The sequence below is a fragment of the Kitasatospora brasiliensis genome (genome assembly GCF_032654805.1).
GTDB classification, from domain to species: domain Bacteria; phylum Actinomycetota; class Actinomycetes; order Streptomycetales; family Streptomycetaceae; genus Kitasatospora; species Kitasatospora brasiliensis.
Genome location: NZ_JAUOOW010000002.1, coordinates 260391 through 283609, shown reverse-complemented (window position 1 = coordinate 283609; position 23219 = coordinate 260391). Strand labels below are relative to the sequence as shown.

16 protein-coding genes are annotated in these 23219 nt (G+C 72.4%); 12 read left to right on the top strand and 4 right to left on the bottom strand.

Going from position 1 to position 23219, the window contains the following annotated elements:
* Positions 1–3: 3 nt before the first annotated feature.
* Together QWJ13_RS09135 and QWJ13_RS09130 are read right to left on the bottom strand one after the other, a co-directional pair.
* A complete protein-coding gene (locus tag QWJ13_RS09135) occupies positions 4–1581 on the bottom strand; it encodes a glycosyltransferase family 87 protein (protein WP_316522274.1) in 1578 nt (525 codons plus the stop codon).
* 197 nt (positions 1582–1778) lie between these two features.
* Positions 1779–4430 carry a transglycosylase domain-containing protein gene (locus tag QWJ13_RS09130; RefSeq protein WP_316522273.1) on the bottom strand — a complete coding sequence of 884 codons (2652 nt, stop codon included), beginning with the start codon at positions 4428–4430 and terminating at the stop codon, positions 1779–1781.
* A 354-nt stretch (positions 4431–4784) separates the two neighbouring features.
* Between QWJ13_RS09130 and QWJ13_RS09125 the strand changes: the two genes are divergently transcribed.
* The 5 genes from QWJ13_RS09125 (at position 4785) to QWJ13_RS09105 (ending at position 9933) form a co-directional block, all read left to right on the top strand.
* On the top strand, positions 4785–5390 hold the full coding sequence (locus QWJ13_RS09125; protein ID WP_316522270.1) for a PadR family transcriptional regulator: 606 nt from the start codon (positions 4785–4787) through the stop codon (positions 5388–5390).
* A gap of 128 nt (positions 5391–5518) precedes the next feature.
* Positions 5519–6601 (top strand): inositol-3-phosphate synthase, encoded by a 1083-nt coding sequence (locus QWJ13_RS09120; RefSeq protein WP_313764715.1) that lies wholly within the window; start codon positions 5519–5521, stop codon positions 6599–6601.
* 138 nt (positions 6602–6739) lie between these two features.
* Positions 6740–8062, top strand: coding sequence for an MFS transporter (locus QWJ13_RS09115; RefSeq protein WP_316522264.1), 1323 nt, complete (start codon positions 6740–6742; stop codon positions 8060–8062).
* Positions 8063–8170: 108 nt separating this feature from the next.
* Entirely contained in the window at positions 8171–8827 is a 657-nt protein-coding gene (locus QWJ13_RS09110; protein WP_316522262.1) for an LppU/SCO3897 family protein, read from the top strand.
* A 32-nt stretch (positions 8828–8859) separates the two neighbouring features.
* Positions 8860–9933 carry an LppU/SCO3897 family protein gene (locus QWJ13_RS09105; protein ID WP_316522261.1) on the top strand — a complete coding sequence of 358 codons (1074 nt, stop codon included), beginning with the start codon at positions 8860–8862 and terminating at the stop codon, positions 9931–9933.
* Positions 9934–9993: 60 nt separating this feature from the next.
* Here QWJ13_RS09105 and QWJ13_RS09100 read toward each other — a convergent pair whose 3' ends face one another.
* Positions 9994–11418: a CCA tRNA nucleotidyltransferase gene (locus QWJ13_RS09100; protein ID WP_316523953.1), complete on the bottom strand. Its 1425-nt coding sequence runs from the start codon at positions 11416–11418 to the stop codon at positions 9994–9996.
* A gap of 366 nt (positions 11419–11784) precedes the next feature.
* Between QWJ13_RS09100 and QWJ13_RS09095 the strand changes: the two genes are divergently transcribed.
* From QWJ13_RS09095 to trxA, 7 genes are all read left to right on the top strand, one after another.
* The gene (locus QWJ13_RS09095) at positions 11785–14289 is read left to right on the top strand and encodes a DUF6049 family protein (protein ID WP_316522259.1); all 2505 of its coding nucleotides are present in this window, start codon (positions 11785–11787) and stop codon (positions 14287–14289) included.
* Positions 14290–14347: 58 nt separating this feature from the next.
* Positions 14348–16813, top strand: coding sequence for a murein biosynthesis integral membrane protein MurJ (gene murJ, locus QWJ13_RS09090; RefSeq protein ID WP_316522257.1), 2466 nt, complete (start codon positions 14348–14350; stop codon positions 16811–16813).
* A 303-nt stretch (positions 16814–17116) separates the two neighbouring features.
* A complete protein-coding gene (locus QWJ13_RS09085; RefSeq protein ID WP_316522254.1) occupies positions 17117–19096 on the top strand; it encodes a protein kinase family protein in 1980 nt (659 codons plus the stop codon).
* A 46-nt stretch (positions 19097–19142) separates the two neighbouring features.
* The gene (gene sigM / locus QWJ13_RS09080) at positions 19143–19850 is read left to right on the top strand and encodes an RNA polymerase sigma factor SigM (RefSeq protein WP_316522252.1); all 708 of its coding nucleotides are present in this window, start codon (positions 19143–19145) and stop codon (positions 19848–19850) included.
* Positions 19847–20806: an RsmA family anti-sigma factor gene (locus tag QWJ13_RS09075; protein ID WP_316522250.1), complete on the top strand. Its 960-nt coding sequence runs from the start codon at positions 19847–19849 to the stop codon at positions 20804–20806. Before sigM ends, QWJ13_RS09075 begins: the two co-directional genes overlap by 4 nt.
* 173 nt (positions 20807–20979) lie before the next feature.
* Positions 20980–21945 carry a thioredoxin-disulfide reductase gene (gene trxB, locus QWJ13_RS09070; RefSeq protein WP_316522247.1) on the top strand — a complete coding sequence of 322 codons (966 nt, stop codon included), beginning with the start codon at positions 20980–20982 and terminating at the stop codon, positions 21943–21945.
* 130 nt (positions 21946–22075) lie between these two features.
* Positions 22076–22402 (top strand): thioredoxin, encoded by a 327-nt coding sequence (gene trxA, locus QWJ13_RS09065; RefSeq protein WP_316522245.1) that lies wholly within the window; start codon positions 22076–22078, stop codon positions 22400–22402.
* Positions 22403–22477: 75 nt separating this feature from the next.
* Here the strand turns inward: trxA and QWJ13_RS09060 are convergent, their stop codons facing one another.
* Positions 22478–23095: a GNAT family N-acetyltransferase gene (locus tag QWJ13_RS09060; protein WP_316522242.1), complete on the bottom strand. Its 618-nt coding sequence runs from the start codon at positions 23093–23095 to the stop codon at positions 22478–22480.
* Positions 23096–23219 lie beyond the last annotated feature (124 nt).

Genomic DNA, 23219 nt, shown 5'->3' with positions numbered 1-23219 from the left:
TCGCTAGGCCTTCTCGGCCGGTCCCGGCAGTTCCGGCTCGTTCAGCCACTGCTCGGGGCCGGCCGGCGCGTATCCGGCGTAGCTCTCCTCCTCGCGCAGCCGGCGGGCGGCGCCCAGCACCGCCACGTCCGGGGCCTGGTCCAGCACCCCGCCGGAGGGGTCGTCGCTGCCGTCCCAGCGGACCGGGTCGCGGTCCGGGTGGAGGGCGTCGCGGACCACCACGGCGACCAGGTAGAGCGTGCCCACCAGGTGCAGTCCGATCGCGAAGTGGTACCAGCCCTCGCTGAGCCCGTGCTGCTTGGAGCCGGTGACGAAGCCCAGGTGGGACCAGATGCCCAGGGTGTAGAGCACCTCGCAGGCCTGCCAGATCAGGAAGTCCCGCCAGCGCGGCCGGGCGAGCACGGCGAGCGGCAGCAGCCAGAGCGCGTACTGCGGCGAGTACACCTTGTTGACCAGCACGAACAGCGCGACCACCAGGAAGGCCAGCTGGGCGAAGCGCGGCCGGCGCGGGGCCGAGAAGCCGAGCCACGCTATGGCCAGGCAGCCCAGCACCATCAGCAGGCCGATGTAGACGTCGAGGTCGGCCAGCCCGACGCCGCGGCGCTGCATCAGGATCAGCCAGAACGAGCCGTAGTCCTCGCCGCGGTGCTTGCTGAACACGTAGAAGGTCGACCAGCCCTGCCAGTTGGCCACCATGATCGGCAGGTTGACCACCAGCCAGGCGCCGGCCGCGCCGCCCAGCGCCAGCCGGAACTCCCGCCACCGGCCGGCCCGCCAGCAGAGCACCAGCAGCGGGCCGAGCAGCAGCACGGGGTAGAGCTTGGCCGCGGTGGCCAGGCCGATGAAGACGCCGGCCCAGCCCGGACGGGAGCCGGACCACCAGGCCATCGCCACGGCGGTCAGGGCGACCGCGAGCAGGTCCCAGTTGACGGTGCCGTTGAGCAGCAGGACGGGCGAGAGCGCGAACAGCAGCGCGTCCCAGGGGCGGCGCCGGTGGGTGCGCGAGAGGGCCACCACGGCGACCACCGCGCAGGCCATCAGCATTCCGGCGTTGATCGCCCAGAACCACTGCTCCTGGCTGGTCTGGTCCCCGCCGCCGGGCGTCAGCCAGGCCGCGACCTGCATGAACAGGCCGGTCAGCACCGGGTACTCCAGGTACTGGAGGTCCCCCGAGGAGCCCGGGATGCGGTCCACGTACGGGTGCAGCCCGGCCGAGAAGCCGCGCCCGGCGAACAGGTGCGGGACATCGCTGTAGCAGGCGTGGACGTACTGCGGGGAGCCCGCCTGGAACCAGGCGTGGTCGTAGCAGGGCAGCTTCTGCACCATGCCGAGCACCGAGACCACGATCACCGCGAGGGCCAGGAAGCGGGCCGGGATCCACCAGGAGACGCCGAGCAGCGCCCGGCGGCCGGGCGGCCCGCCGATCACCTCGCTGCCGGCCGCCGCCACCGGGTCCTCGTCGGCCGGGACGACCACGGTGTTGGCCGGCGGCGCGGCCGTGGCGACGGCTGCCGGGGTGGGCCCTTCGGCGGCACCGGAACCGACCGGGCCGGCGGTTTCGTCTCGATCGCTCGACGTCATGCCGGACATCCTGCCGCACCGATCCCGCCGGGACGAGGAGGACCCCGCAACGGTCCGGGCCGTCGGTCGGCGGTCGGGTTCGCCAATCATGACGAAACCGCCCCAACGTCCGCGGCCTGCGCCGGGCCCCGACGGAAACGGCGGTGGCGGCCCTCCGAGGAGGACCGCCACCGCCGTACGTACCGAATTCCGCCGGGCTACTGCCCGGCCGGGAGGCCTTGCAGACCGCCGCCGCCGGTGGTGCTCGGGGTCGGCTTGCCGCCGCCCGGGTGCCCGCCACCGTTGCCGTTGCCGTTGCCGTTGCCGCCGCCGGGCGGCGGGGTGTCCGTCGCGGTCGGCGGGGGCGTCTGGCAGTTGATCAGCGGCAGGCAGCTGTTGCCCGGGTTCGGGGTCTTACTGGTCGAGTGGCTCGGGTGGTCGCCGGGGCAGTCCACGCCCGGCACGCAGGTCGGGGTCGGCTGCGGCGGCTGCGGCTCCTGCGACTGGGTCGTCGGCGGGGCCGACGGGGTCTCGGTCGCGGTCGGCGACGCCGTCGGGCTGACCGTCGACGGTGCGCCGGAGGAATCCACCTCGGAGCCGACCGGCTGCGGGTTCGGGAAGTCCATCTTCTTCTCGTTGGCCAGCGCGGCCTTCATGTACCGGGTGAAGACGTCGGTCGGGATGTCACCACCGTGGATGGACTGCTTGCCGCCGGTGCCCTTGAGCGACTGCCGCTCGTGCTTGCTCGGGTCCTCGCGCCACATCGCGACGCTGGTGACCAGCTGCGGGGTGTAGCCGACCCACCAGGCCGACTTGTTCTCGTCGGTGGTACCGGTCTTGCCGGCCACCGGGCGGCCCAGCTCCTTGGTCTTCTTGCCGGTACCGTTCGCCGCCACGTTCACCAGCACGTCGGTGACGTTGTCGGCGACCGCCGGCTCCAGCGCGACCTTGGAGTCCTTCTTGCCGAAGCCCGGGCGCTCGATCCCGCTCACCTCGACCTTGGTGACCGAGTACGGCTCGGACTCCTTGCCGCTGGCCGCCAGGGTGCCGTAGGCGGTGGCCATCCGGATCGGGCTGATGGTGGAGGTGCCGAGCGGGAAGGTCGCGGTCTTCGGGTCGGCGAGGCTGTCCCTCCGGATGCCCATCTGGACCGCGATGTCGGCCACGTTCTGGCCGCCGACATCCTGGTTGAGCTGGACGAAGGGCACGTTGTACGAGAACTGCATGGCCTGCCGCAGCGAGACGTAGCCGCGCTTGCCCGCCTCCTCGTTCTTCTGGTGGTACGTCTTGCCGTCGTCGCCGATCACCAGCGAGCCGTCCGGCTTGCGGATCTCGGACAGGTCGTCGGCGAGGTAGCGGCTGTCGGCGTTGATCCGCTTCGGCTTGCCCTTGTCGTCCTTCGCGGTCAGCACGCCGGTCTGCATCGCGGTGGCCAGCACGAAGGGCTTGAAGGTCGAGCCGACCTGGACGCCGGTGGCGTCGGCGTTGTTGCCGAAGTGGCCGTTCTCCACGCCGTCGCCGCCGTAGAGGGCGACGATCGCGCCGTCGCCGGGGCGGATGCTGGCGGAGCCGAACTGGATGTTGGTGTCGTTGTCCGGACGCTTCTGCGGGTCGAGGTTCTCCGCCTTGACCGCGTCGACCGCGGCCTTCAGGGCGTCGACCTTGTCCTTCTCGAAGGTCGTGTAGATCTTCAGACCGCCGCGGTCGATCATCTGCTGGGTGATCGTCTTGTCGGTGGCCGTGACGTACTTGTTGGCGGTGTCGACCAGGTAGCTGATCTCGCCGTTCATGTTGGCGCTGGGCTTCGGCGGGATCGGGTCCGGGAACGTGGAGCACTTGGCGCGCTCCTCCGGAGTGATGGCCTTGGTGTCCACCATCTGGTCCAGGATCCAGTTCCACCGGCCCTGGGCCCGCTCCTTGTTCTCCGGGTTGGTGGGGTCGTAGTACGTCGCGCCCTTGAGCAGGGCGGCCAGCATGGCGCTCTGGCAGACGTCGAGGTCCTTGGCGTTCACGCCGTAGTAGGCCTGGGCGGCCGCCTGGGCGCCGTTCGCACCGCGGCCGAACCAGCTGGTGTTCAGGTAGCCGGTGAGGATCTCGTTCTTCTTCTTGTCCTGGTTGATCTTCAGCGTGATGAAGAACTCCTTCACCTTGCGGCTGAGTGTCTGCTCCTGGCTCAGGTAGGCGTTCTTCACGTACTGCTGGGTGATCGTCGAGGCGCCCTGGGTCTCACCTCCCTTCGCCATGTTCCAGACGGCGCGGAGCATGCCCTTGGGGTCGATGCCGCTGTCCGTCCTGAAGCTCTTGTTCTCCGCGGCGATGACGGCGTTCTGGAGGTTGGGGCTGATGTCGTTGAGCTCGACGATCTGGCGGTTCGTCTGACCCTTGCGGGTCATCTCGCTGTTGTCGGCCCAGTAGTAGATGGTGTTCTGGTTCTGCACCAGATCGTTCAGCTCCGGCACCTTGGTGGTCTGGTACAGGTAGAACACCAGGCCCACGAAGCAGCCGAAGACCAGCAAAAAGCCGCTCAACCACTGCTTCCAGGACGGCAGCCAGCGCCGCACGCCGGTCTTGCCGAAGCGCGGGTAGTCGATGAAGCGCTTCTTGCCGGGGTCGGCGGACGCGGCGGCGGAGGCCGCGGCGCCACCGCCGCGTCCGCCGCCCTTGCCCTTCTTCTGGGCGGCCTTGCGCATCTCCGCCCGGGTCATCCGGGGCTGCTGGGCGGTCTCCCTGACCCCCGCGGGGCGCCGCCGGCCGACGCCGTCCGAGCGCAGCTCGTCAGGCTCCGGGCCCCCGCCCCGACGGCCACCGCCGCCCGGGGGCTGCTGCCCGTCATCGCCCGGGTTGGGCGTCCTTCGCCGTCGCTCGCTCATCTTCCAGCCACTCCTCGCCAGGCGTTTCCAGCCTGAAGGCAGGGTTCACGTCGGATGCCCGCAAAACCGCCCTTATCCCGGAGGTGGTCCTCGTGCACACGCGACAGCGTACGCAGCACTGAAATACAACTAATCGGACATCAGTCCTCAATCCCCACAAATCAGCGACAGATCATTACACGCCCGTTGCCAACTCGGTCCGCGCGTCGGCTTGTGATCACATTCACGCGCGCCCCTCTTGCCGGTTCCGAGGGCCGGGTTTACTGTTCTCGATATATCGAGCCGATACATCGAAGCGGCATACCGCCGGATGCGGCGGCCGGACCGCAGGCAAGAGGAAGGAGGGCCACGGCAGTGGGCAGACGCTCAGGAGTGCTGGAGTTCGCCGTCCTCGGCCTGCTCCACGACGCCCCGATGCACGGCTATGAGCTGCGCAAGCGGCTGAACATCCTGCTCGGCACCTTCCGGGCGCTCTCCTACGGGACGCTCTACCCCTGTCTGAAGAGCCTGGTCGCCCAGGGCTACCTGGTCGAGGACAACCCCGAGGTCGAGTACGTCCCGGCCACCGCGCTCAACGGCAAGCGGTCCAAGATCGTCTACCGACTGTCCGCCGAGGGGAAGCAGCGCTTCGAGGAGCTGCTCGCCGACTCCGGTCCGGACGCCTGGGAGGACGAGCACTTCGGCGTGCACTTCGCGTTCTTCGGCCAGACCGACCGGGCCGTGCGGATGCGCGTCCTGGAGGGACGCCGCAGTCGGCTGGAGGAGCGGCTGGAGCGGATGCGCAACTCGCTGGCCCGCGCCCGCGAACGGTTCGACGACTACACCGTCGAACTCCAGCGGCACGGACTGGAGTCGGTGGAGCGTGAGGTCCGCTGGCTCAACGAGCTGATCGAGACCGAGCGGTCCAACCGCACCGGCCGGTCCGGCCCCGACACCGGCGGCAGCTCCGCCGGAAGCTGACACCGCGCCAGCCCTGTGCCACGCGGCAGGATGGGGCGCCTCGCGCGCCCGCACATGCAGTCATCGAAGAAGCAGGGAGAGCTCCGCCTACCCCGGCGGGCCTCATGAGAACACAGGGAGCAACCGGAATGGGTTCGGTTCGCGTAGCCATCGTGGGTGTGGGCAACTGCGCCGCGTCGCTGGTGCAGGGTGTCGAGTACTACAAGGACGCCGACCCGGCCGGCAAGGTCCCCGGCCTGATGCACGTCCAGTTCGGTGACTATCACGTCCGTGACGTGGAGTTCGTCGCCGCCTTCGACGTCGACGCCAAGAAGGTCGGCTTCGACCTGGCCGACGCCATCGGCAACAGCGAGAACAACACCATCAAGATCTGCGACGTGCCGCCGACCGGCGTGACCGTCCAGCGCGGCCACACCCTCGACGGCCTGGGCAAGTACTACCTGGAGACCATCGAGGAGTCGGACGAGGCCCCGGTCGACGTCGTCCAGGTCCTGAAGGACCAGCAGGTCGACGTCCTGGTCTGCTACCTGCCCGTCGGTTCCGAGGCCGCGGCCAAGTTCTACGCCCAGTGCGCCATCGACGCCAAGGTCGCCTTCGTGAACGCCCTGCCGGTGTTCATCGCTGGCACCAAGGAGTGGGCGGACAAGTTCACCGAGGCCGGCGTGCCGATCGTCGGTGACGACATCAAGTCCCAGGTCGGCGCAACCATCACGCACCGCGTGATGGCCAAGCTGTTCGAGGACCGCGGTGTCATCCTTGAGCGCACCATGCAGCTGAACGTCGGCGGCAACATGGACTTCAAGAACATGCTGGAGCGCGAGCGCCTGGAGTCCAAGAAGATCTCCAAGACCCAGGCCGTCACCTCGCAGATCCGCGACCGCGAGCTGGGCGCCAAGAACGTCCACATCGGCCCCTCGGACTACGTGGCCTGGCTGGACGACCGCAAGTGGGCGTACGTCCGCCTGGAGGGTCGCGCGTTCGGCGACGTCCCGCTGAACCTGGAGTACAAGCTGGAGGTCTGGGACTCCCCGAACTCCGCCGGTGTCATCATCGACGCCGTCCGCGCCGCGAAGATCGCCAAGGACCGCGGCATCGGCGGCCCGATCCTCTCGGCCTCCTCGTACTTCATGAAGTCCCCGCCGGTCCAGTACTTCGACGACGAGGCCAAGGAGAACGTCGAGAAGTTCATCCGCGGCGAGGTCGAGCGCTGAGCGCTGAGCACGGAACGCTGAACGGCTGACCGCATGGTCGGCGGGAAGGGCCCAGGGTCTGCGGATCATGGGCCCTTCACGTTTCCGAGGCCAATGTTTCACGTGAAACGGCGGCCGGTTCCATGGCACTCTGGGCGGGTGGCGATCACCGAGAACGGCAGCACTCACCAGCCCGCGCCCCGCGCCACGCTCCGCCATCTGATGAAGGGCCGCGACTTCCGGCGGCTGCTGACCGCCCGGGTGCTCTCCCAGCTCTCGGACGGCGTCTTCCAGGTCTCGCTCGCCGCCTACGTCGTCTTCTCCCCCGAGAAGCAGTCCTCCCCCGCCGACATCGCCTCGGTGCTGGCCGTGATGCTGCTGCCGTTCTCGGTGATCGGCCCGTTCGCCGGGGTGCTGCTGGACCGCTGGCGCCGCCGCCAGGTGCTCTACTTCGGGAACCTGGCCCGCTTCGGGCTGGGCCTGGGCACCGGGGCGCTGCTCCTGGCCGAGGCGCCGACCTGGCTGTTCTTCGCCTCGGCCCTGCTGGTCACCGCGCTCAACCGGTTCATCCTGGCCGGGCTGTCCGCCGCGCTGCCCCGGGTGGTGCGCCAGGACGAGCTGGTCACCGCGAACGCCCTCTCCCCCACCCTCGGGACGGTCGCCGCCGCCTCGGGCGGGGGCATCGGCTTCCTGCTCCACCAGCTGATGGCCCCCGGGCCGAAGGCCGACGCCGCGCTGGTCACGGTGGCCGCGCTGCTCTACCTCTCGGCCGCGCTGGCCGCCCGGCGGATGGACCGCGACCTGCTCGGACCGGAGCAGCACCCGGACCGCCCGGGGATCGGCCAGGCGCTGGTGGGGGCCGCCGTCGGGCTCGGCGCCGCGGTGCGCCACCTGGTCCGGGACTGCCGGCCGGCCGTGCACGCGCTGGCCGCCGTCACCGCGGCCCGGTTCTGCTACGGCGTGCTGATCGTGGTCGTGGTGATGCTCGCCCGGTACACCTTCAACGACCCGACCGACAGCGCGGCCGGGCTGGTCACCCTCGGCCAGGCGGTCGGCCTGTCCGCCGCCGGGTTCTTCGTCGCCGCGGTGGTCAGCCCCTGGTGCACCCGCCGACTGGGCCTGGCCGGGTGGATGACCGCCTGTCTGGTCGCCCCGGTGCTCTTCGTCCCGGCGCTGGGCCTCAGCTTCGCCCTGGTGCCCTGCCTGTTCGCCGCCCTGCTGCTCGGGGTGGTCACCCAGGGCACCAAGATCTGCGCCGACACGGTGGTGCAGGAGTCGGTCGAGGACGAGTACCGCGGCCGGGTCTTCGCCATCTACGACGTGCTGTTCAACGTCGCCTTCGTGGCCGCCGCCCTGGTCACCGCGCTGGTGCTGCCGCTGTCCGGCCGTTCGGTCGGGGTGCTGCTCGGGGTCGCCGGGGTGTACGCGCTGACCGCGGTCCTCTATCTGCGCGCCGCCCGCCGGAACCCGATCCCCGCGTGACCGGGCGCTCCGGGCCCCTCGGGGGCTCGGAGCCGGTGGCGTCCGTCCGACTCGCTAAGGTACTCAGGCCTGTCGGATCGACAGAATGACGTCTCGGGGGACGAACTGATGAGCACACCGCCAAATCCGTACGGTCAGCCCGCCGCACCGCCGCCGTACGGGGCACCCGTCCCCCCGCCGTACGGGGCACCCGTCCCCCCGCCGGCCGCGCCGTACGGCCCGCCACCCGGCTACGGGCAGCCCCCGCAACCGGCCCCGCCCGGCTACGGCCCGCCGCCACCGCCGGCCTACGGGCAGCAGCCGCCGCCGTACGGACAGCCCGGCCCCAGCCCCTACGGACAGCCCGGCCCGAACCCGTACGGTCCGCCGCAGCCCGCCCCGGCGATGCCGCCCGCGCCGGCCGCCAAGAGCGGCATCCGGTCCAAGCTGCGGATCGTCGGACTGGTCGGCGGCTGCGCGGCCCTGGCGGTGGGCTACTTCGTCGCCGGACCGAGCGTCAGCAGCGCCAAGCCCGGCGACTGCGTGCACGCGACCGGCTCCCGCGACGTCGAGATCGTCAAGTGCACTGACACCAAGGCGAATTACCGGGTGCTGTCGAAGTTCGAGGGCACCACCGACATGACCCGCTGCAACCAGACTCCGCAGACCACCAGCGTGGTCTCGGGCAAGAGCGGCCGCCGCTGGAACAAGAAGCGGTACGTGCTCTGCCTCGGCCCGATGTCGCCCGCCGCCGTCACCGGCCTCCCGCCGGTGAAGAAGTCCTGACCTCTTCCGCCACTCCTTCCCCGGGGGACCACTTGTCCGTTCCGCCTCCGCCCCAGATGCCGTACGGCCCGCCACCGGGCGACGGCAACCCGTACGCCTCCGGCGGCCCCTACGGAGCGCCGCCCCCGCCGCCGCCCCCGCCCGGCTACGGCTACCCGAGCGCGCCGCCGCCCGAGCCGCCGCCCGGCTACGGCTACCCCAGCGCCCCGCCGCCGCCCCAGCAGCCGTACGGCGCGCCGCCCCCGCAGGACGGCTACGGCTACGGGTACCCGCCGCCGCCCCCGATGGACGGGACCACCTGCCGGTTCTGCGGCGGCTACCCGGCGGTCGACGCCACCGTCCGCGGCCACCAGGGCCTGATCATCGCCTACCGGATGCTCCGGATGACCGGCCCGTTCTGCCACACCTGCGGAACGGCGACGGTGCGCGACATGTCCGCCCGGACGCTCGTCCAGGGCTGGTGGAGCCTGATCTCCTGGGTGCTCACCCCGATCACGCTGCTGCTGAACCTCGGCCCGCACAACAAGTTCAAGCAGCTGCCGCCGCCCGTCCCGGGCACCCACGGCCCGCAGCTCGACCCGGGCGTCCCGCTGACCAGGCGCCCGCACATCGCGATGCTGCTGGTGCCGGGCTCGCTGGCGCTCGTCGTGGTGCTGGCCGCCGCCGGGGTGCTCGGCCCGAAGACGACCGACCCGGTCGCCGACCCGACGCCGACGCCCTCCCAGCTGACCATCTCGCCCGGGCCGCTGCCGACGCCGACCGTTCCGGTGCTCCCCTCGCCGACCTTCACGGTGCCGAAGCCGACCCTGACGCTCCCGCCGATCGCCACCCCGAGCGAGCCCGCGGCCGACAGCGTCGACTCGGCCAAGGTCGGCGACTGCCTGCGCAACGCCAACGCCCCCAGCGACACCACCGACAACCACCCGAAGGTCACCGTGCTGCCCTGCACCGACTCCAAGGCGCAGTACAAGGTGGTCTACAAGTACCCGGGCACCTCCGACGAGAAGGTCTGCGAGAAGCAGCCGAAGTCGGACAGCTGGTACACCAGCAAGCACCCCGAGCTGACGTTCCTGGACTACGTGCTCTGCCTGAAGCAGATCAACTGACCCGGCACGCGCACGAGAGGGGCCCCGGCATTCCGCCGGGGCCCCTCTCTCGTCCGCTGGTCAGCCCTGCTGCCCGGCCCACCAGGCCCGCAGCGCCCCGACCGCCTCGTCGTGCTCCATCGGGCCGTGCTCCAGCCGCAGCTCCAGCATGTGCTTGTACGCCTTGCCGACCTGCGGGCCCGGCTTGAGGTCGAGCAGTTCCATGATCTGGTTGCCGTCCAGCGCCGGGCGGACGGCGTCCAGCTCCTCCTGCGCCTTCAGCTCGGAGATCCGGGTCTCCAGGCCGTCGTAGGTGCGGGAGAGCGCGGCCGCCTTCTTCCTGTTGCGGGTGGTGCAGTCGGAGCGGGTCAGCTTGTGCAGCCGCTCCAGCAGCGGCCCCGCGTCGGTGATGTAGCGGCGCACCGCGGAGTCGGTCCACTCGCCGCCGCCGTAGCCGTGGAAGCGCAGGTGCAGCTCGACCAGGCGCGACACGTCCTCGGTGAGCTCCTTGGAGTACTTGAGCTCGCGCATCCGCTTGCGGGTCATCTTGGCGCCGACCACCTCGTGGTGGTGGAAGGAGACCCGGCCGTCCGACTCGAAGCGGCGGGTGCGCGGCTTGCCGATGTCGTGCAGCAGCGCGGCCAGCCGCAGGGTGAGGTCCGGGCCGTCCTGCTCCAGGTCGATGGCCTGCTCCAGCACGGTCAGCGAGTGCTCGTAGACGTCCTTGTGCCGGTGGTGCTCGTCGCGCTCCAGCTTCAGCGCGGGCAGCTCGGGCAGCACGAAGGCGGCCAGGCCGGTGTCCACCAGCAGCCGCAGGCCCTTCACCGGGTGCTTGGCCAGCAGCAGCTTGTTCAGCTCGGCCTGGATCCGCTCGGCGGAGACGATGGTGAGCCGCTCGGCCATCGCGGTCATCGCGGCGACCACCTCGGGCGCCGGGTCGAAGTCCAGCTGGGCGGCGAAGCGGGCGGCCCGCATCATCCGCAGCGGGTCGTCGGAGAAGGACTCCTCGGGGGTGGCGGGGGTGCGCAGCACCCGGGCCTCCAGGTCCTCCAGGCCGCGGTGCGGGTCGACGAAGCCGCGGCCGGGCAGGTCGACGGCCATCGCGTTGACCGTGAAGTCCCGGCGGACCAGGTCCTCCTCGATGGTGTCGCCGTAGCTGACCTCGGGCTTGCGCGAGGTGCGGTCGTACGCCTCGGAGCGGTAGGTGGTGATCTCGATCAGGAAGGAGCCCTCGGCGGTGTCCTTGCGGGCGCCGACGGTGCCGAAGGCGATGCCGACGTCCCAGACCGCGTCCGCCCAGCCCTTGACCAGCTTGAGCACCTGCTGCGGGCGGGCGTCGGTGGTGAAGTCCAGGTCGTTGCCGAGCCGGCCGAGCAGCGCGTCCCGGACGGAGCCGCCGACCAGCGCCAGCCGGTGACCGGCCGCCTGGAACCGGCGGGCGATCTCGTCGGCCACCGGTGACACCCGCAGCAGCTCTTGGAGGCCGAGGGTCTGGGCCTCGCTCAGGCCTGGTACGACCTGGACGGCGGTGCTGGAACGGTCGGTGCGCGCGGTGGGCTCATTGGCAGTGGACACGGCTCACAAGGGTACGTGCCCCGACAGGTCAACCGCCCGCGCGTTTTGGGCGTCTCACCCCACAGCCCGCAACACCGCACCGCAGGCCGCATCGTTACCATGCCGGTGGACGAATCTCGGACACCGGCACGGGGATGCGGTGTCGCGTGTCGCCGCCACCCGCGGAAACCTCCGCGGCGGCAGTGCGGCGACGGCGTCGGGCGAAGGGTTCCACGAGGCAGGCGAAGACCGTCGGGCGCACCGCGTCGGGCGGAGGGCATCAGCAGCGAACGATCGAGAACGGCGAGGGCTAAGCGAGTGAGTGAGCCGGACCGGCACTCGGGCCTGGAGGCGCACCGACAGCCTGGACGGGCCGAGCGCCCCTCCGGCGGGCGTCATCCGGCCCGCCGGGTGCGCCGAGCGGGCCTGCGCCTGGCCGCCGCCTGCGCGGCCGCCCTGACCCTCTTCACGGCCGCCCCGGCCGGTGCGCTGCCCGCCGGCGGCAACGTGCTGCCGGCCGCCGACACCACCGCCACGGCCGAGTACCCGGTGGTGATGACCATCGACACGCTGAGTCCGCTGGTGGCCACCCCGGGCGGCACCGTGACGATCACCGGGCACGTCACCAACGCGGGCAAGTCGGCGATCAAGGGCGCCCACGCGGCCGTCCGCAAGCCGGCCTCGGCCAAGCCGCTGGACCGGCGCAGCGACCTGGCGGGCGTGGCCGGACGCTCCACGCCGAGCGACCGGGACGGCATCGAGCTGGACAGCCCCCAGTACGCCCTGCCGGAGCTGAACCCGGGGCAGAGCCAGCCGTACACCCTGAGCGTCGCGGTGAGCGACCTCGGGTTCACCGCGAGCGGCGCGTACGAGCTCGCGGTGGACGCCTGGGGCGGCACCGCGGACAACCCGCGCGACCGCGCCCTGGGCATCGCCCGGAGCTTCCTGCCGTACAACCCGGGCGGCGCCGAGGCCCAGCCGACGAAGGTCGCCACGGTCTGGCCGCTGGTGCACGCGCCGGTGGTGGCCGCCCAGACCAGCACCGACAGCAACGACCAGACGATCTCGGTGCTGCGCGACGACAGCCTGGCCGCCGAGTTCGCCCCGGGCGGCCGGCTGTACGAGCTGGTCGACACCGGCGCCAAGCTGAACGGCCTGACCTGGGTCATCGACCCGGACCTGCTGGACGCCGCGCTCGCGATGACCAAGCCGTACAAGGTGCAGAAGCCCGGCACCGAGAAGGCGGGCAAGTCCGCGAAGGACGACAACACCGTCCAGATGCAGCCCTCGGCCGCCGCCGTCGCCTGGCTGGACAAGCTGCGGGCCGCCGTCGCCAAGCCGGGCGACCAGGTGGTCTCGCTGCCGTACGCCGACCCGGACCTCGCCTCGATCGCGCACAACGGCTCCGACCTGGCCGGGATGACCACCGCGCTGAGCAAGGCGGCCACCGCCGGCCGGCTGACCGTCGAGGGCCGGCTCGCCGTGGACACCCGCTCCGACGTCGCCTGGCCGTTCCAGGGCTACCTCGACCAGCAGATCGCCTCCCTCGCCCAGCAGGCGGGCAGCGGGCTGGTGCTGGTCAACGGCGGCAGCATGCCGGAGCCGGACTCGCTCAACTACACCCCGACCGCGGTCCGCCCGATCGGCAACGGCCAGAACGCCGTGGTGGCGGACCCGACCGTCTCGGCGCTCTTCGAGCAGGACCTGAGCAGCCCGCAGAAGCAGACCGAGACGACCCAGCGCTTCCTCGCCGAGACCTTCGCGATCACCCACGAGCAGCCGCAGAACCAGCGCGGGCTGCTGGTCATGCCGCCGCGCGACCTGAGCGCCGCCAACGCCAAGGTGCTGGCCACCGCCCTCCAGACGGCGGACGGCAAGTGGATCTCCTCGGCCAAGCTGGACGCGGTCGCCCAGTCCGCGCCCGACCCGAAGGCCAACACCGCCGTCCCGGCGCCCACCGACTACCCGCCGCAGACCCGCGCCTCGGAGCTGCCGGCGGACGACCTGAGCGGCACCGACGAGATCCAGAACGACCTGGACACCCTGATGCGGGTGCTCACCCAGCCGCAGCGGGTGCGCGGCCCGTTCAGCGCCGCGATGGTCCGCTCGCTGTCCACCGAATGGCGCAGCCAGCCGCCCGCCGGAAGCGCCTACCGGGCCGGCGTCAAGGGGTACCTGGACGAGCTGACCAAGGCCGTCCAGGTGCCGCACAAGAACGTGGTCACCCTGGCCGGCAACACCGGCGTGCTCCAGGTCAGCGTCCGCAACGACCTGACCCAGCCGGTCACCAACCTGAAGCTGGTGCTCACCTCGGGCCAGCAGAACCGGCTGCGGGTGGGCAAGGAGGAGGAGCTGGTCCTCCCGGCCTCGCAGAGCGTGACCCTGCGCTTCAACGCCGAGGCGCGCAGCAACGGGCCGGTCGCGATGACCGCCCAGCTGTGGACCACCGGCCCCGACTCCAGGCCGTACGGCGAGCCCCAGCACTTCCGGGTGGACGTCACCTCGGTGACCAACGGCGTGCTGTACGTCTTCGCGGGCGCCGGCGTCCTGCTGCTGCTGGCCGCGCTGCGCTTCGTGCGCCAGCGCCGGCGGCGCGGCGGGCAGCCGCACGAGGACGGCGACCAGCCGGTCGGCGACGCCCCGGCGGCCGGGCCCGGCCCGGCGGCGGAGGAGGAGTCCCCGGAGGATTCCGCCGGGGGCCGGACACCGGACGGCGCCGCCGGGACGGACGACACCGCTGGTGGCGCTCCCGCGCAGACACCGCGTGGCAGCAGCCCGGATGGCCGGGATCGGACCGCCAGTGATGAGAAGGTTGGTCCTTGATACCGCCGACCCCCCGCTTCCCCGGGCCGGCCTCCCCCCACGACAGCGAAGAGGTGACATGACCGGGCGCAGCGAGGAGCGGCCGCCGGGCCGCGGTGAGAGCCGGCCGGGCGCCGAGTCGCCGTCCGGCGACTGGTACGTGGCCGACACCTACGCCCAGGACCCGTACGCGGCGAACGCGTACGGGCACCCGCAGGACGGCCAGGACCCGTACGGACTGCGGGCCGAGCGGCCCGCCGAGCCGCAGCAGCCGGCCGCCGCGTACGACGTGCCGCCGCAGCTGCCGCCGCAGGCCGGCGGCTACCCGATGCCGGTGCCGCCGACCCCGTACCCGGGTCAGGAGCACTTCGCGCCCCCGGTGCCGCCGGTGCGGCCCGGCTGGGACGCCCCGGCGCAGGCCGCCTGGCCGCAGCAGCCGGTCCCGGCCGCGGGCGGCCACTGGGGCGACGCCGAGCAGCCCCGGCAGTGGGAGCCGGGCCCGGCGCACTCCGTGTGGGACACCGAGACCACCGAGTACGTCGGGGTGGACGACCTGTTCGGCGGCCGCCCGGCGCAGGCCGCGGCCCAGCCGCCGGTCCCCCAGCCCGCCCCGGCCCCGCAGCCCGGCCCGCCGACGGCCGCGCAGAACGGCCCGGCGCCGTACCCGCCGATGACCGGCTACCAGGGGCAGCCGCAGTACGGCGCTCCGGCCGGGCAGCAGCAGCACTTCGTGCCGCCGATCGAGTTCGACCCGCCGCTCTCCGAGGAGGAGGCCACCATGCAGGTGGCCTCCGTCGCGGTGCCCCCGGCGGTCCAGTCGCCGGCGGACTTCGCCGCCGAGGAGCAGGCCGCCGAGCAGGCGCCCGCGCCCGCCGCCGAACCCGCCAAGGCGACCGGCGGCGGCAAGGTCGCCAGCGTGCTGAACTCCAGCGCGCTCATGGCGGCCGGCACCCTGGTCTCCCGCGGCACCGGCTTCGTCCGGACGATGGTGATCACCACCGCCATCGGCGTCGCCGTCATGGGTGACTCGTACAACGCGGCGAACACCCTGCCGACCCTGCTGTACATCCTGATCGGCGGCGGCGCGCTCAACGCGGTCTTCGTGCCGCAGCTGGTGCGCAGCATGAAGAACGACGAGGACGGCGGCACCGCGTACGCCAGCCGGCTGCTCACCCTGGTGATCGTCGGGCTCGGCGGCGTGGTCTTCCTGGCGGTGCTCGGGGCACCGGTGCTGGTGCAGCTGATCGCCCATCCGATGATGGCGACCCCGGAGCTCGCCGACACCACGGTGGCGATGGCCCGCTACTGTCTGCCGACGATCTTCTTCATGGGCATCCACGTGGTGATGGGCCAGATCCTCAACGCCCGTGGCCGGTTCGGCGCGATGATGTGGACCCCGGTCCTCAACAACGTCGTGGTGATCTTCACCTTCTCCGCCTACATCTGGGTCTACGGCGGATTCGGCTCCACCCACGTCGACCCCGGCACCATCTCCCCCGAGGGCGTGCGGCTGCTCGGCCTCGGCACCCTGATCGGCCTCACGGTCCAGTCGCTGTCGATGATCCCGTACCTGCGGGCCGCCGGCTTCCGCTACCGGCCGCGCTTCGACTGGCGCGGCCACGGCCTGGGCAAGGCCGCCCGGCTGGCCAAGTGGACGTTCTTCTTCGTGCTCGCCAACCAGGCCGGCTACCTGGTGATCACCCAGCTGTCCACCAAGGCGGGCGCCACCGCGGCGGCGGCCGGACACGGCGGTGTCGGCCTGGCCGCGTTCTCCAACGCGCTGCTGATCTGGCAGCTCCCGCAGGCCGTGATCACCGTCTCGATCATGAGCGCGGTGCTCCCCCGGCTCTCCCGGGCCGCGGCCGACGACGACGCCGGCGCCGTGCGGGACGACATCTCCTACGGTCTGCGCACCACCGCGGTGGCGGTCGTCCCGGCGGCCTTCCTGTTCCTGGCGCTCGGCCCGGCGATCGGCCGCTCGATCTACGCGGTCGGCGGCAACGACCGGGTGCTGACCGACGCCACCAACATCGGTCTGATGCTCTCCTCCTTCGCGCTGGGCCTGATCCCGTACTCCGCCCAGTACGTGATGCTGCGCGGCTTCTACGCCTACGAGGACACCCGGACCCCGTTCTCCAACACCGTCTGGGTCGCGGGCTGTCAGGCCGGCTTCGCGGTGCTGTGCTGGCTGGTGCTGCCCGCCGAGTGGACGGTGATCGGCATCGCCTTCGGCTACGGCCTCGGTTACGCCATAGGAGTGGTGGTCGCGATGCCGAAGCTGAAGAAGCGGATCGGCGGGCTGGACACCAAGCGGATCGGCCGGACGTACAGCCGGCTGGCCGCCGCCTGCGTCCCGGCCGCCCTGGTCGGCCTCGGCACCAGCCTGGGCATCCAGCAGGCGCTCGGCGGCTGGCCGGGCAGCGTGGCGTCCGTGGTCGTGGCCGGCGGCCTCCAGCTGGTGGTCTTCACGCTGGTCGCGAAGCGCCTGCGGATCGAGGAACTCAACGCCACACTGGGCATGCTGCGCGGCCGACTGGGCCGCTGACCGTCCGACCACCGGCCGGACGAGCGGGCGCCCTGACCGGGCGTCAACCGGAGCGAGAAGCTCCTCCGCTCGTCCGGCCGAGTGCTGGGCAGCCGGTTCGTTCGAGCCCATCCGACCGCCGGATGACGAGCCGGTGTCGGATCTGCACCACATCTCTCCACCCCCGTGCAACCGAGCGGACCCCTCAGCGGTCGTACCCGGTGGAGAAGAGTGGGCACAATTGTCCTGGAGCACAGGGCGGCCAACCCTCGGGCTCCAGCGACTCTCTCAGGCCGGGGCGACAACAGGGGAGGCAGGACCACGGTGGCTGATGGCACCAAGGCGGTCGTCGACACGTCAGCAGCTGACGCGGCGGCGGACGAGGCCGCGCTGGCCGCGGCGATCGACGAGCTCGCGGGCTCGGCGGACGCCCGCGAGGGCGCCTCCGCGGACGCCCGGAAGGGCGCTGCCGCCGCTGCCGCCGTGGACACGGACGCGGACACCGACGCGGACACCACGGCGGACGACGAGGCGGACGAGGCGAAAGGCGGGGAGTCCCCCGTCAGCGAGGAGACCTCCGAGATCACCGCCCCGCTCTCGGTCCAGGAGATCCGCGCCGAACTGGCCGCCGGCTCCCCCCGGAAGAAGCCCGCCCCCTCCCCCGCGGCCGCCCGCCCCGCGCGCCGCCCCACCGACCCGCAGCCCACGGTCGACCCGCGCGACACCGCCACCCTCCCGCGCACCCTCCCCGCCCCGCAGCGCCGCAGCGGCGACATGATCGGCCACCGGTACCGGCTGGAGGAGTGCATCTCCCAGACCGCGACCTTCAGCAGCTGGCGCGCCGTCGACGAGAAGCTGCGCCGGGCCGTCGGCGTCCACCTGATGGCCTCCGGCCACCAGCGGGCCCGCAAGGTGCTGGCCGCGGCCAAGTCCGCCGCCCTGCTCGGCGACCCGCGCTTCGTCCAGGTGCTGGACGCCGTCCACGAGGGCGAGCTGGTCTACGTCGTACGGGAGTGGCTGCCGCACTCCTCCGACCTCGCCCGGCTGATCGCCAACGGCCCGATGGAGCCGCACGAGGCGTACCAGATGGTCCGCCAGGTCGCCGACGCCGTCGCGGCCGCCCACCGGCGCGGCCAGGCCCATCTGCGGCTCACCCCGCGCTGCGTGCTGCGCACCGACAGCGGCCAGTACCGGATCAACGGCATCGCGGTGGACGCGGCCCTGCGCGGGCTGCCCGGCGAGGAGGCCGAGGACGCCGAGCGGGCCGACACCCGCGCGATCGGCGCACTGCTGTTCGCCGCGCTCACCCACCGCTGGCCGTACCCGGAGGACCGCTACGACCTCCAGGGCCTGCCCAGGGGCCTCCAGAACGTCTCACCGGACCAGGTCCGCGCCGGGGTCCACAAGGGCCTGTCGGAGCTCGCCGCGCGCGCCCTGTTCGACCAGCCGCCGCACCACGCCCAGCCGATCACCACGCCGGAGGAGCTGGTCCGGGCGATCGCCAAGCTGCCCCGGATCCGCCAGCCCGAGCCGGAGCTGCCCGCCTTCCCGGCCCCGCCCCGGCACAACACCCACGCGCTGCCCACCGCGCCCAACCCGACCCGGGTGGCCGACACCACCGTCAACCCGCTGCCGGCCTCCTCCCGTCCGACCTCCTCCCGGCGCACCCGGCGGCGGCTGCGCCAGGTGGTCAAGGCCACCGCCTGGACGGTCGCACTGGGCGCGATCGGCGTCGCCTCCTGGCAGTTCGTCGACAACCTGCGCCACACCGGGACGACCGTCACCTCCACGACCCCGTCGGCCACCAGCGCCGCGCCGAGCCCGCAGGCCAGCACCCACAACCCGGTGCCACTCACCGTCAAGAGCGTGACGTCGTACACCGGGCCGGGCGAGGGCAACGAGGGCAGCGACAGCCCCGCCAAGGTGATCGACAACGACCCGAGCACCGCCTGGACCACCCAGTGGTACGCCGACCAGTTCGGCCCCAAGGCGCCCGCCCTCAAGGCCGGCACCGGGCTGCTGCTCGACCTCGGCTCGCCGCAGGCGGTCTCCTCGGTGAGCGTCCAGTTCGTCGGCGAGCACACCGCGGAGCTGCGGGTGCCGGGCGCGGGCGCCGCCGCCAACCCGGCGAACGCCAAGCTGGACGGCTTCACCGTGGTCGGCAAGAAGAGCGGCCCCAACGTCGAGTACACCCTCGAATCCCCGGTCACCACGCGCTACCTCTTGCTCTGGCTGACCGCCCTGCCGAAGGATGGCAACGGCCACTTCACCGGCCAGGTCGCCGAGGTCAAGGTCTCCGGCTGACCGGGACCGGTGGCCCGGCACGACAACGAGGGGTCGAGGGGTGACGGTGACGGACGACGACGCGGCACTGCTCGCCCGGCACGTCGCCGGCGACCCGGAGGCCTTCGGCCTGCTGATGAACCGCCACCGCGACCGGCTCTGGGCGGTCGCGCTGCGCACCCTGGGCGATCGCGAGGAGGCCGCCGACGCCCTCCAGGACGCCCTGGTCTCCGCCTTCCGCGCCGCCGCCGGCTTCCAGGGCCGCTCGGCGGTCACCACCTGGCTGCACCGGATCGTGGTCAACGCCTGCCTGGACCGCGCCCGGCGCGGCGCCTCCCGCCGCACCACCCCGCTCGACGAGGACCCGCAGCGGCTGGACGCCCTGGTCGGCACCGCCGAGCCGGCCGACTCCCCGGTGGTCCGGGCCGAGCTGCACCGCGAGCTGACCGCGGCGCTCGCCGAGCTGCCCGCCGAACAGCGGGCCGCGCTGGTGCTGGTCGACATGCAGGGCTACCCGGTCGCCGAGGCCGCCGAGCTGCTGGGCGTCCCGGTGGGCACCGTGAAGAGCCGCTGCGCGCGCGGCCGGGCCCGGCTCCTTCCGCTCGTCCGGCACCTGCGCGAGCAGGACGTTTCACGTGAAACACCGCCCGCCCGAGGCTCGACCCCACCGCCGCACCGGGGCACCCCGGGGAACCCGCAGCGGCCGGGCACCGTCACAGGGGCGGGCCCGAGCACCGGTCGGACGATTCTGGAAGGAGACGCGAGCACCCGATGAACGCCCATCCCTCCTCCCCCGACCCCACCGAGGACCACCCCCCGGTCGAGCGGCTGGCCGACCTCGCCGAGGGGCTGATCGACTCCCCGGAGGCCCTCGCGGCGCTGCGGCGCCACCTGGACGGCTGCGCCGAGTGCCGGGAGACGGTCGAGGCGCTCGCCGAGGTCCAGGCGCTGCTCGGCGAGGTCGAGACCCCGCCGATGCCGGCCGACATCGCCGCCCGGCTGGACGCGGCACTGGCCGAGGCCGCCGCTGGAACCGCCGCCGAGGCCGCCGAGCCTCAGCGGGAGGGCGCCACGGCCGGCCACCGGGCCGAGGCCCCGGCCCGGTCCGTACCCGCCGCCGTACCGTCCGCCGCTCCGCGTTCCGACCGGCCCGCGGGCAGGCCCGTCGGCCGGCCCGGTTCGGGAACCGGCCCCGGCCGCTCCCGCCGACGGCGGTTCGCCCTGCTGCTCGGTTCGGCCGTCGCCCTCGCCGCCCTCGGGCTCGGCGGGGCCCTGCTGCTGCACCCCGGCGACCGCTCCGACGGCGGCACCACCGTCGCGGGCGCCGTCCCGACCGCCACCGCCACCGCCGACGACCGCGGCGCCCGCACCCCGCACGCGACCGGCGCCGGACCGGACTACCGCGAGGACGAACTCGTCACCCGGATCCAGCAGCTGCTGGCCCGCTCCCAGAGCGCCCCGGGACTGTCCGCCACCGGGCCCGCCCGGTCCGAGACCGTCCTGCCCGCCCAGTCCGAGGGCATCCGCCCCGAGCCCGCCTCCCCTGCCGACCCGGCCTGCCCGGCCCCCGCCACCGGCACCCCGCTGGCCATCGACCGGGGCAGCTACCGCGGTGCCCCGGTCGACGTCCTGGTCTACCCGCTGCCCGACCGGCCCGGCTACGTCGACGTCTACCTGCGCTCCCCGGACTGCGGCCCGGTCGTCCTGCACCAGGCCGTTCCCAGCCGCTGACCGGCGGTTCCCATGCGATCCACGTCGACGGCGGCACGCCGCTTCCGGACTTCGGGCGCCTGGTACTGATCCGCCTGGGAATGCGAGACACTGGTCAGTCGTTGTCCCGGGCGGCGGAGCAGGACCGCCCTCCCCGCAGCAAACGCGGGTCGCGATGCGAACCAGGAGAAGCAGTGAGCGACGTCCGTAACGTGATCATCATCGGCTCCGGCCCGGCAGGCTACACGGCCGCTCTCTACACGGCCCGTGCCTCCCTCAAGCCGCTGGTCTTCGAGGGGGCCGTCACCGCCGGTGGAGCGCTCATGAACACCACCGAGGTCGAGAACTTCCCCGGCTTCCGGGACGGCATCATGGGCCCCGAGCTGATGGACAACATGCGGGCCCAGGCCGAGCGCTTCGGCGCCGAGCTGATCCCCGACGACATCGTCGCGGTCGACCTCACCGGTGACATCAAGACCGTCACCGACTCCGAGGGCAACGTGCACAAGGCGCGCGCCGTGATCGTCACCACCGGCTCCCAGCACCGCAAGCTCGGCCTGCCGAACGAGGACAAGCTCTCCGGCCGCGGCGTCTCCTGGTGCGCCACCTGCGACGGCTTCTTCTTCCGCGACCAGGACATCGCGGTGGTCGGCGGCGGCGACACCGCCCTGGAGGAGGCGACCTTCCTCTCCCGCTTCGCCAAGAGCGTCACGATCATCCACCGCCGGGACACCCTGCGCGCCTCCAAGGCGATGCAGGAGCGCGCCTTCGCCGACCCGAAGATCCGCTTCGAGTGGGACAGCGCGGTCGAGGCCATCCACGGCGACCCGAAGCTGAGCGGCGTCACCCTGCGCGACACCACCACCGGCGAGACCCGCGAGCTGGCCGTCACCGGTCTGTTCATCGCGATCGGCCACGACCCGCGCACCGAGCTCTTCAAGGGCCAGCTGGACCTGGACGCCGAGGGCTACCTCAAGGTCGAGGCCCCCTCCACCCGGACCAACATCCCGGGCGTCTTCGGCGCCGGCGACGTCGTGGACCACACCTACCGCCAGGCCATCACCGCCTCCGGCACCGGCTGCTCCTCCGCGCTGGACGCCGAGCGCTACCTGGCCGCGCTGGACGACCTGGAGTCCAAGGCCGCCACCGTCGCGGTCTGAGCCTTCCCCCGAACCACCCTGCGGGGGTGTTCCACGTGAAACACCCCCGCCCCGGCCGGGCAGAAACAGAACGGGCCCATCCGTTGTTCTCCTGGCAGCAGCCCCCTCCGTCCGAACCCGAGGAGTTCCCGTGGCCGGCGCCACCACCACCGTCACCGACGCGACGTTCCAGGCCGACGTCCTGGACAGCAAGAAGCCCGTACTGGTCGACTTCTGGGCCACCTGGTGCGGCCCGTGCCGCCAGGTCGCCCCGGTCCTGGAGGACATCGCGGCCGAGCACGGCGACAAGCTGACCATCGCCAAGCTCGACGTGGACGCCAACCAGAAGACGGCCGCCGAGTACAACGTCATCTCGATCCCGACCCTGATCGTCTACAAGGACGGCGTGCCGGTGAAGTCCATCACCGGTGCCCGCCCGAAGGCCGCGCTGCTGCGCGAGCTGGCCGAGTTCATCTAGGTCGCACGGTCGTCGACCGCACGGTGGCGGGGCTCCTCTCGGCGAGGAGCCCCGCCACCGTCGTATCCCGGCTCCTCAGAACGGCCGCAGCGCCGGTTCCTTGCGCCCGCCGCCGAGCAGCCGCTCCAGCGCCCCCTCCACGTCCTCCCGCCAGGAGAGCGTGGTCCGCGCCTCCAGCCGCAGCCGGGGGTAGCGCCCGTGCGGGCGGACGGTCTTGAAGCCGACCGCGAGCAAGTGGTCGGCCGGCAGCACGCAGCTGACCGGCACCCGTCCGGCCGAGCCGAAGGCCTCGATCGCCCGCACCCCGCGCCCGATCAGGTCCTTCGCCACGGTCTGCACCAGCACCCGTCCGATCCCCTGGCGCTGGTAGCCCGGCAGCACCCGGCTGACCATCAGCTGCACGGCGTCCGGCGAGACCGGGCTGGTCGGGAAGGACTGCGAGCGGGGGACGTAGGCCGGCGGCGCGTACAGCACGAACCCGGCGGGCCTGTCGTCCACGTAGACGATCCGACCGCAGGACCCCCATTCCAGCAGCACCGTGGAGATCCACCCCTCCTTCTCCAGCTCCGGCTTGCCCGACTCCACCGCCTGCCGCGCGCTCACCGGGTCCAGTTCCCAGAACACGCAGGAGCGACAGCCCAGCGGCAGGTCCCCGAGGTTGTCCAGCGTCAGCGGAGCGATCCGGCGTCCCATGGCCGACCCTCCTCCTCCCTCTCACGGTCGAGCATTCCCCCACGAACGCCGATGGGTGCATGTTTCACGTGAAACCCGCACTCACGTGGAACATGCACCCATCGGGTCGTTGCCCTCAACCGGT

Bases quoted from the DNA above. Each gene is read 5' to 3' on its own strand.
- QWJ13_RS09135 (WP_316522274.1), bottom strand. From the start codon at position 1,581: ATGACGTCGAGCGATCGAGACGAAACCGCCGGCCCGGTCGGTTCCGGT.
- QWJ13_RS09130 (WP_316522273.1), bottom strand. From the start codon at position 4,430: ATGAGCGAGCGACGGCGAAGGACGCCCAACCCGGGCGATGACGGGCAG.
- QWJ13_RS09120 (WP_313764715.1), top strand. From the start codon at position 5,519: ATGGGTTCGGTTCGCGTAGCCATCGTGGGTGTGGGCAACTGCGCCGCG.
- QWJ13_RS09110 (WP_316522262.1), top strand. From the start codon at position 8,171: ATGAGCACACCGCCAAATCCGTACGGTCAGCCCGCCGCACCGCCGCCG.
- murJ (WP_316522257.1), top strand. From the start codon at position 14,348: ATGACCGGGCGCAGCGAGGAGCGGCCGCCGGGCCGCGGTGAGAGCCGG.
- QWJ13_RS09075 (WP_316522250.1), top strand. From the start codon at position 19,847: ATGAACGCCCATCCCTCCTCCCCCGACCCCACCGAGGACCACCCCCCG.
- QWJ13_RS09060 (WP_316522242.1), bottom strand. From the start codon at position 23,095: ATGGGACGCCGGATCGCTCCGCTGACGCTGGACAACCTCGGGGACCTG.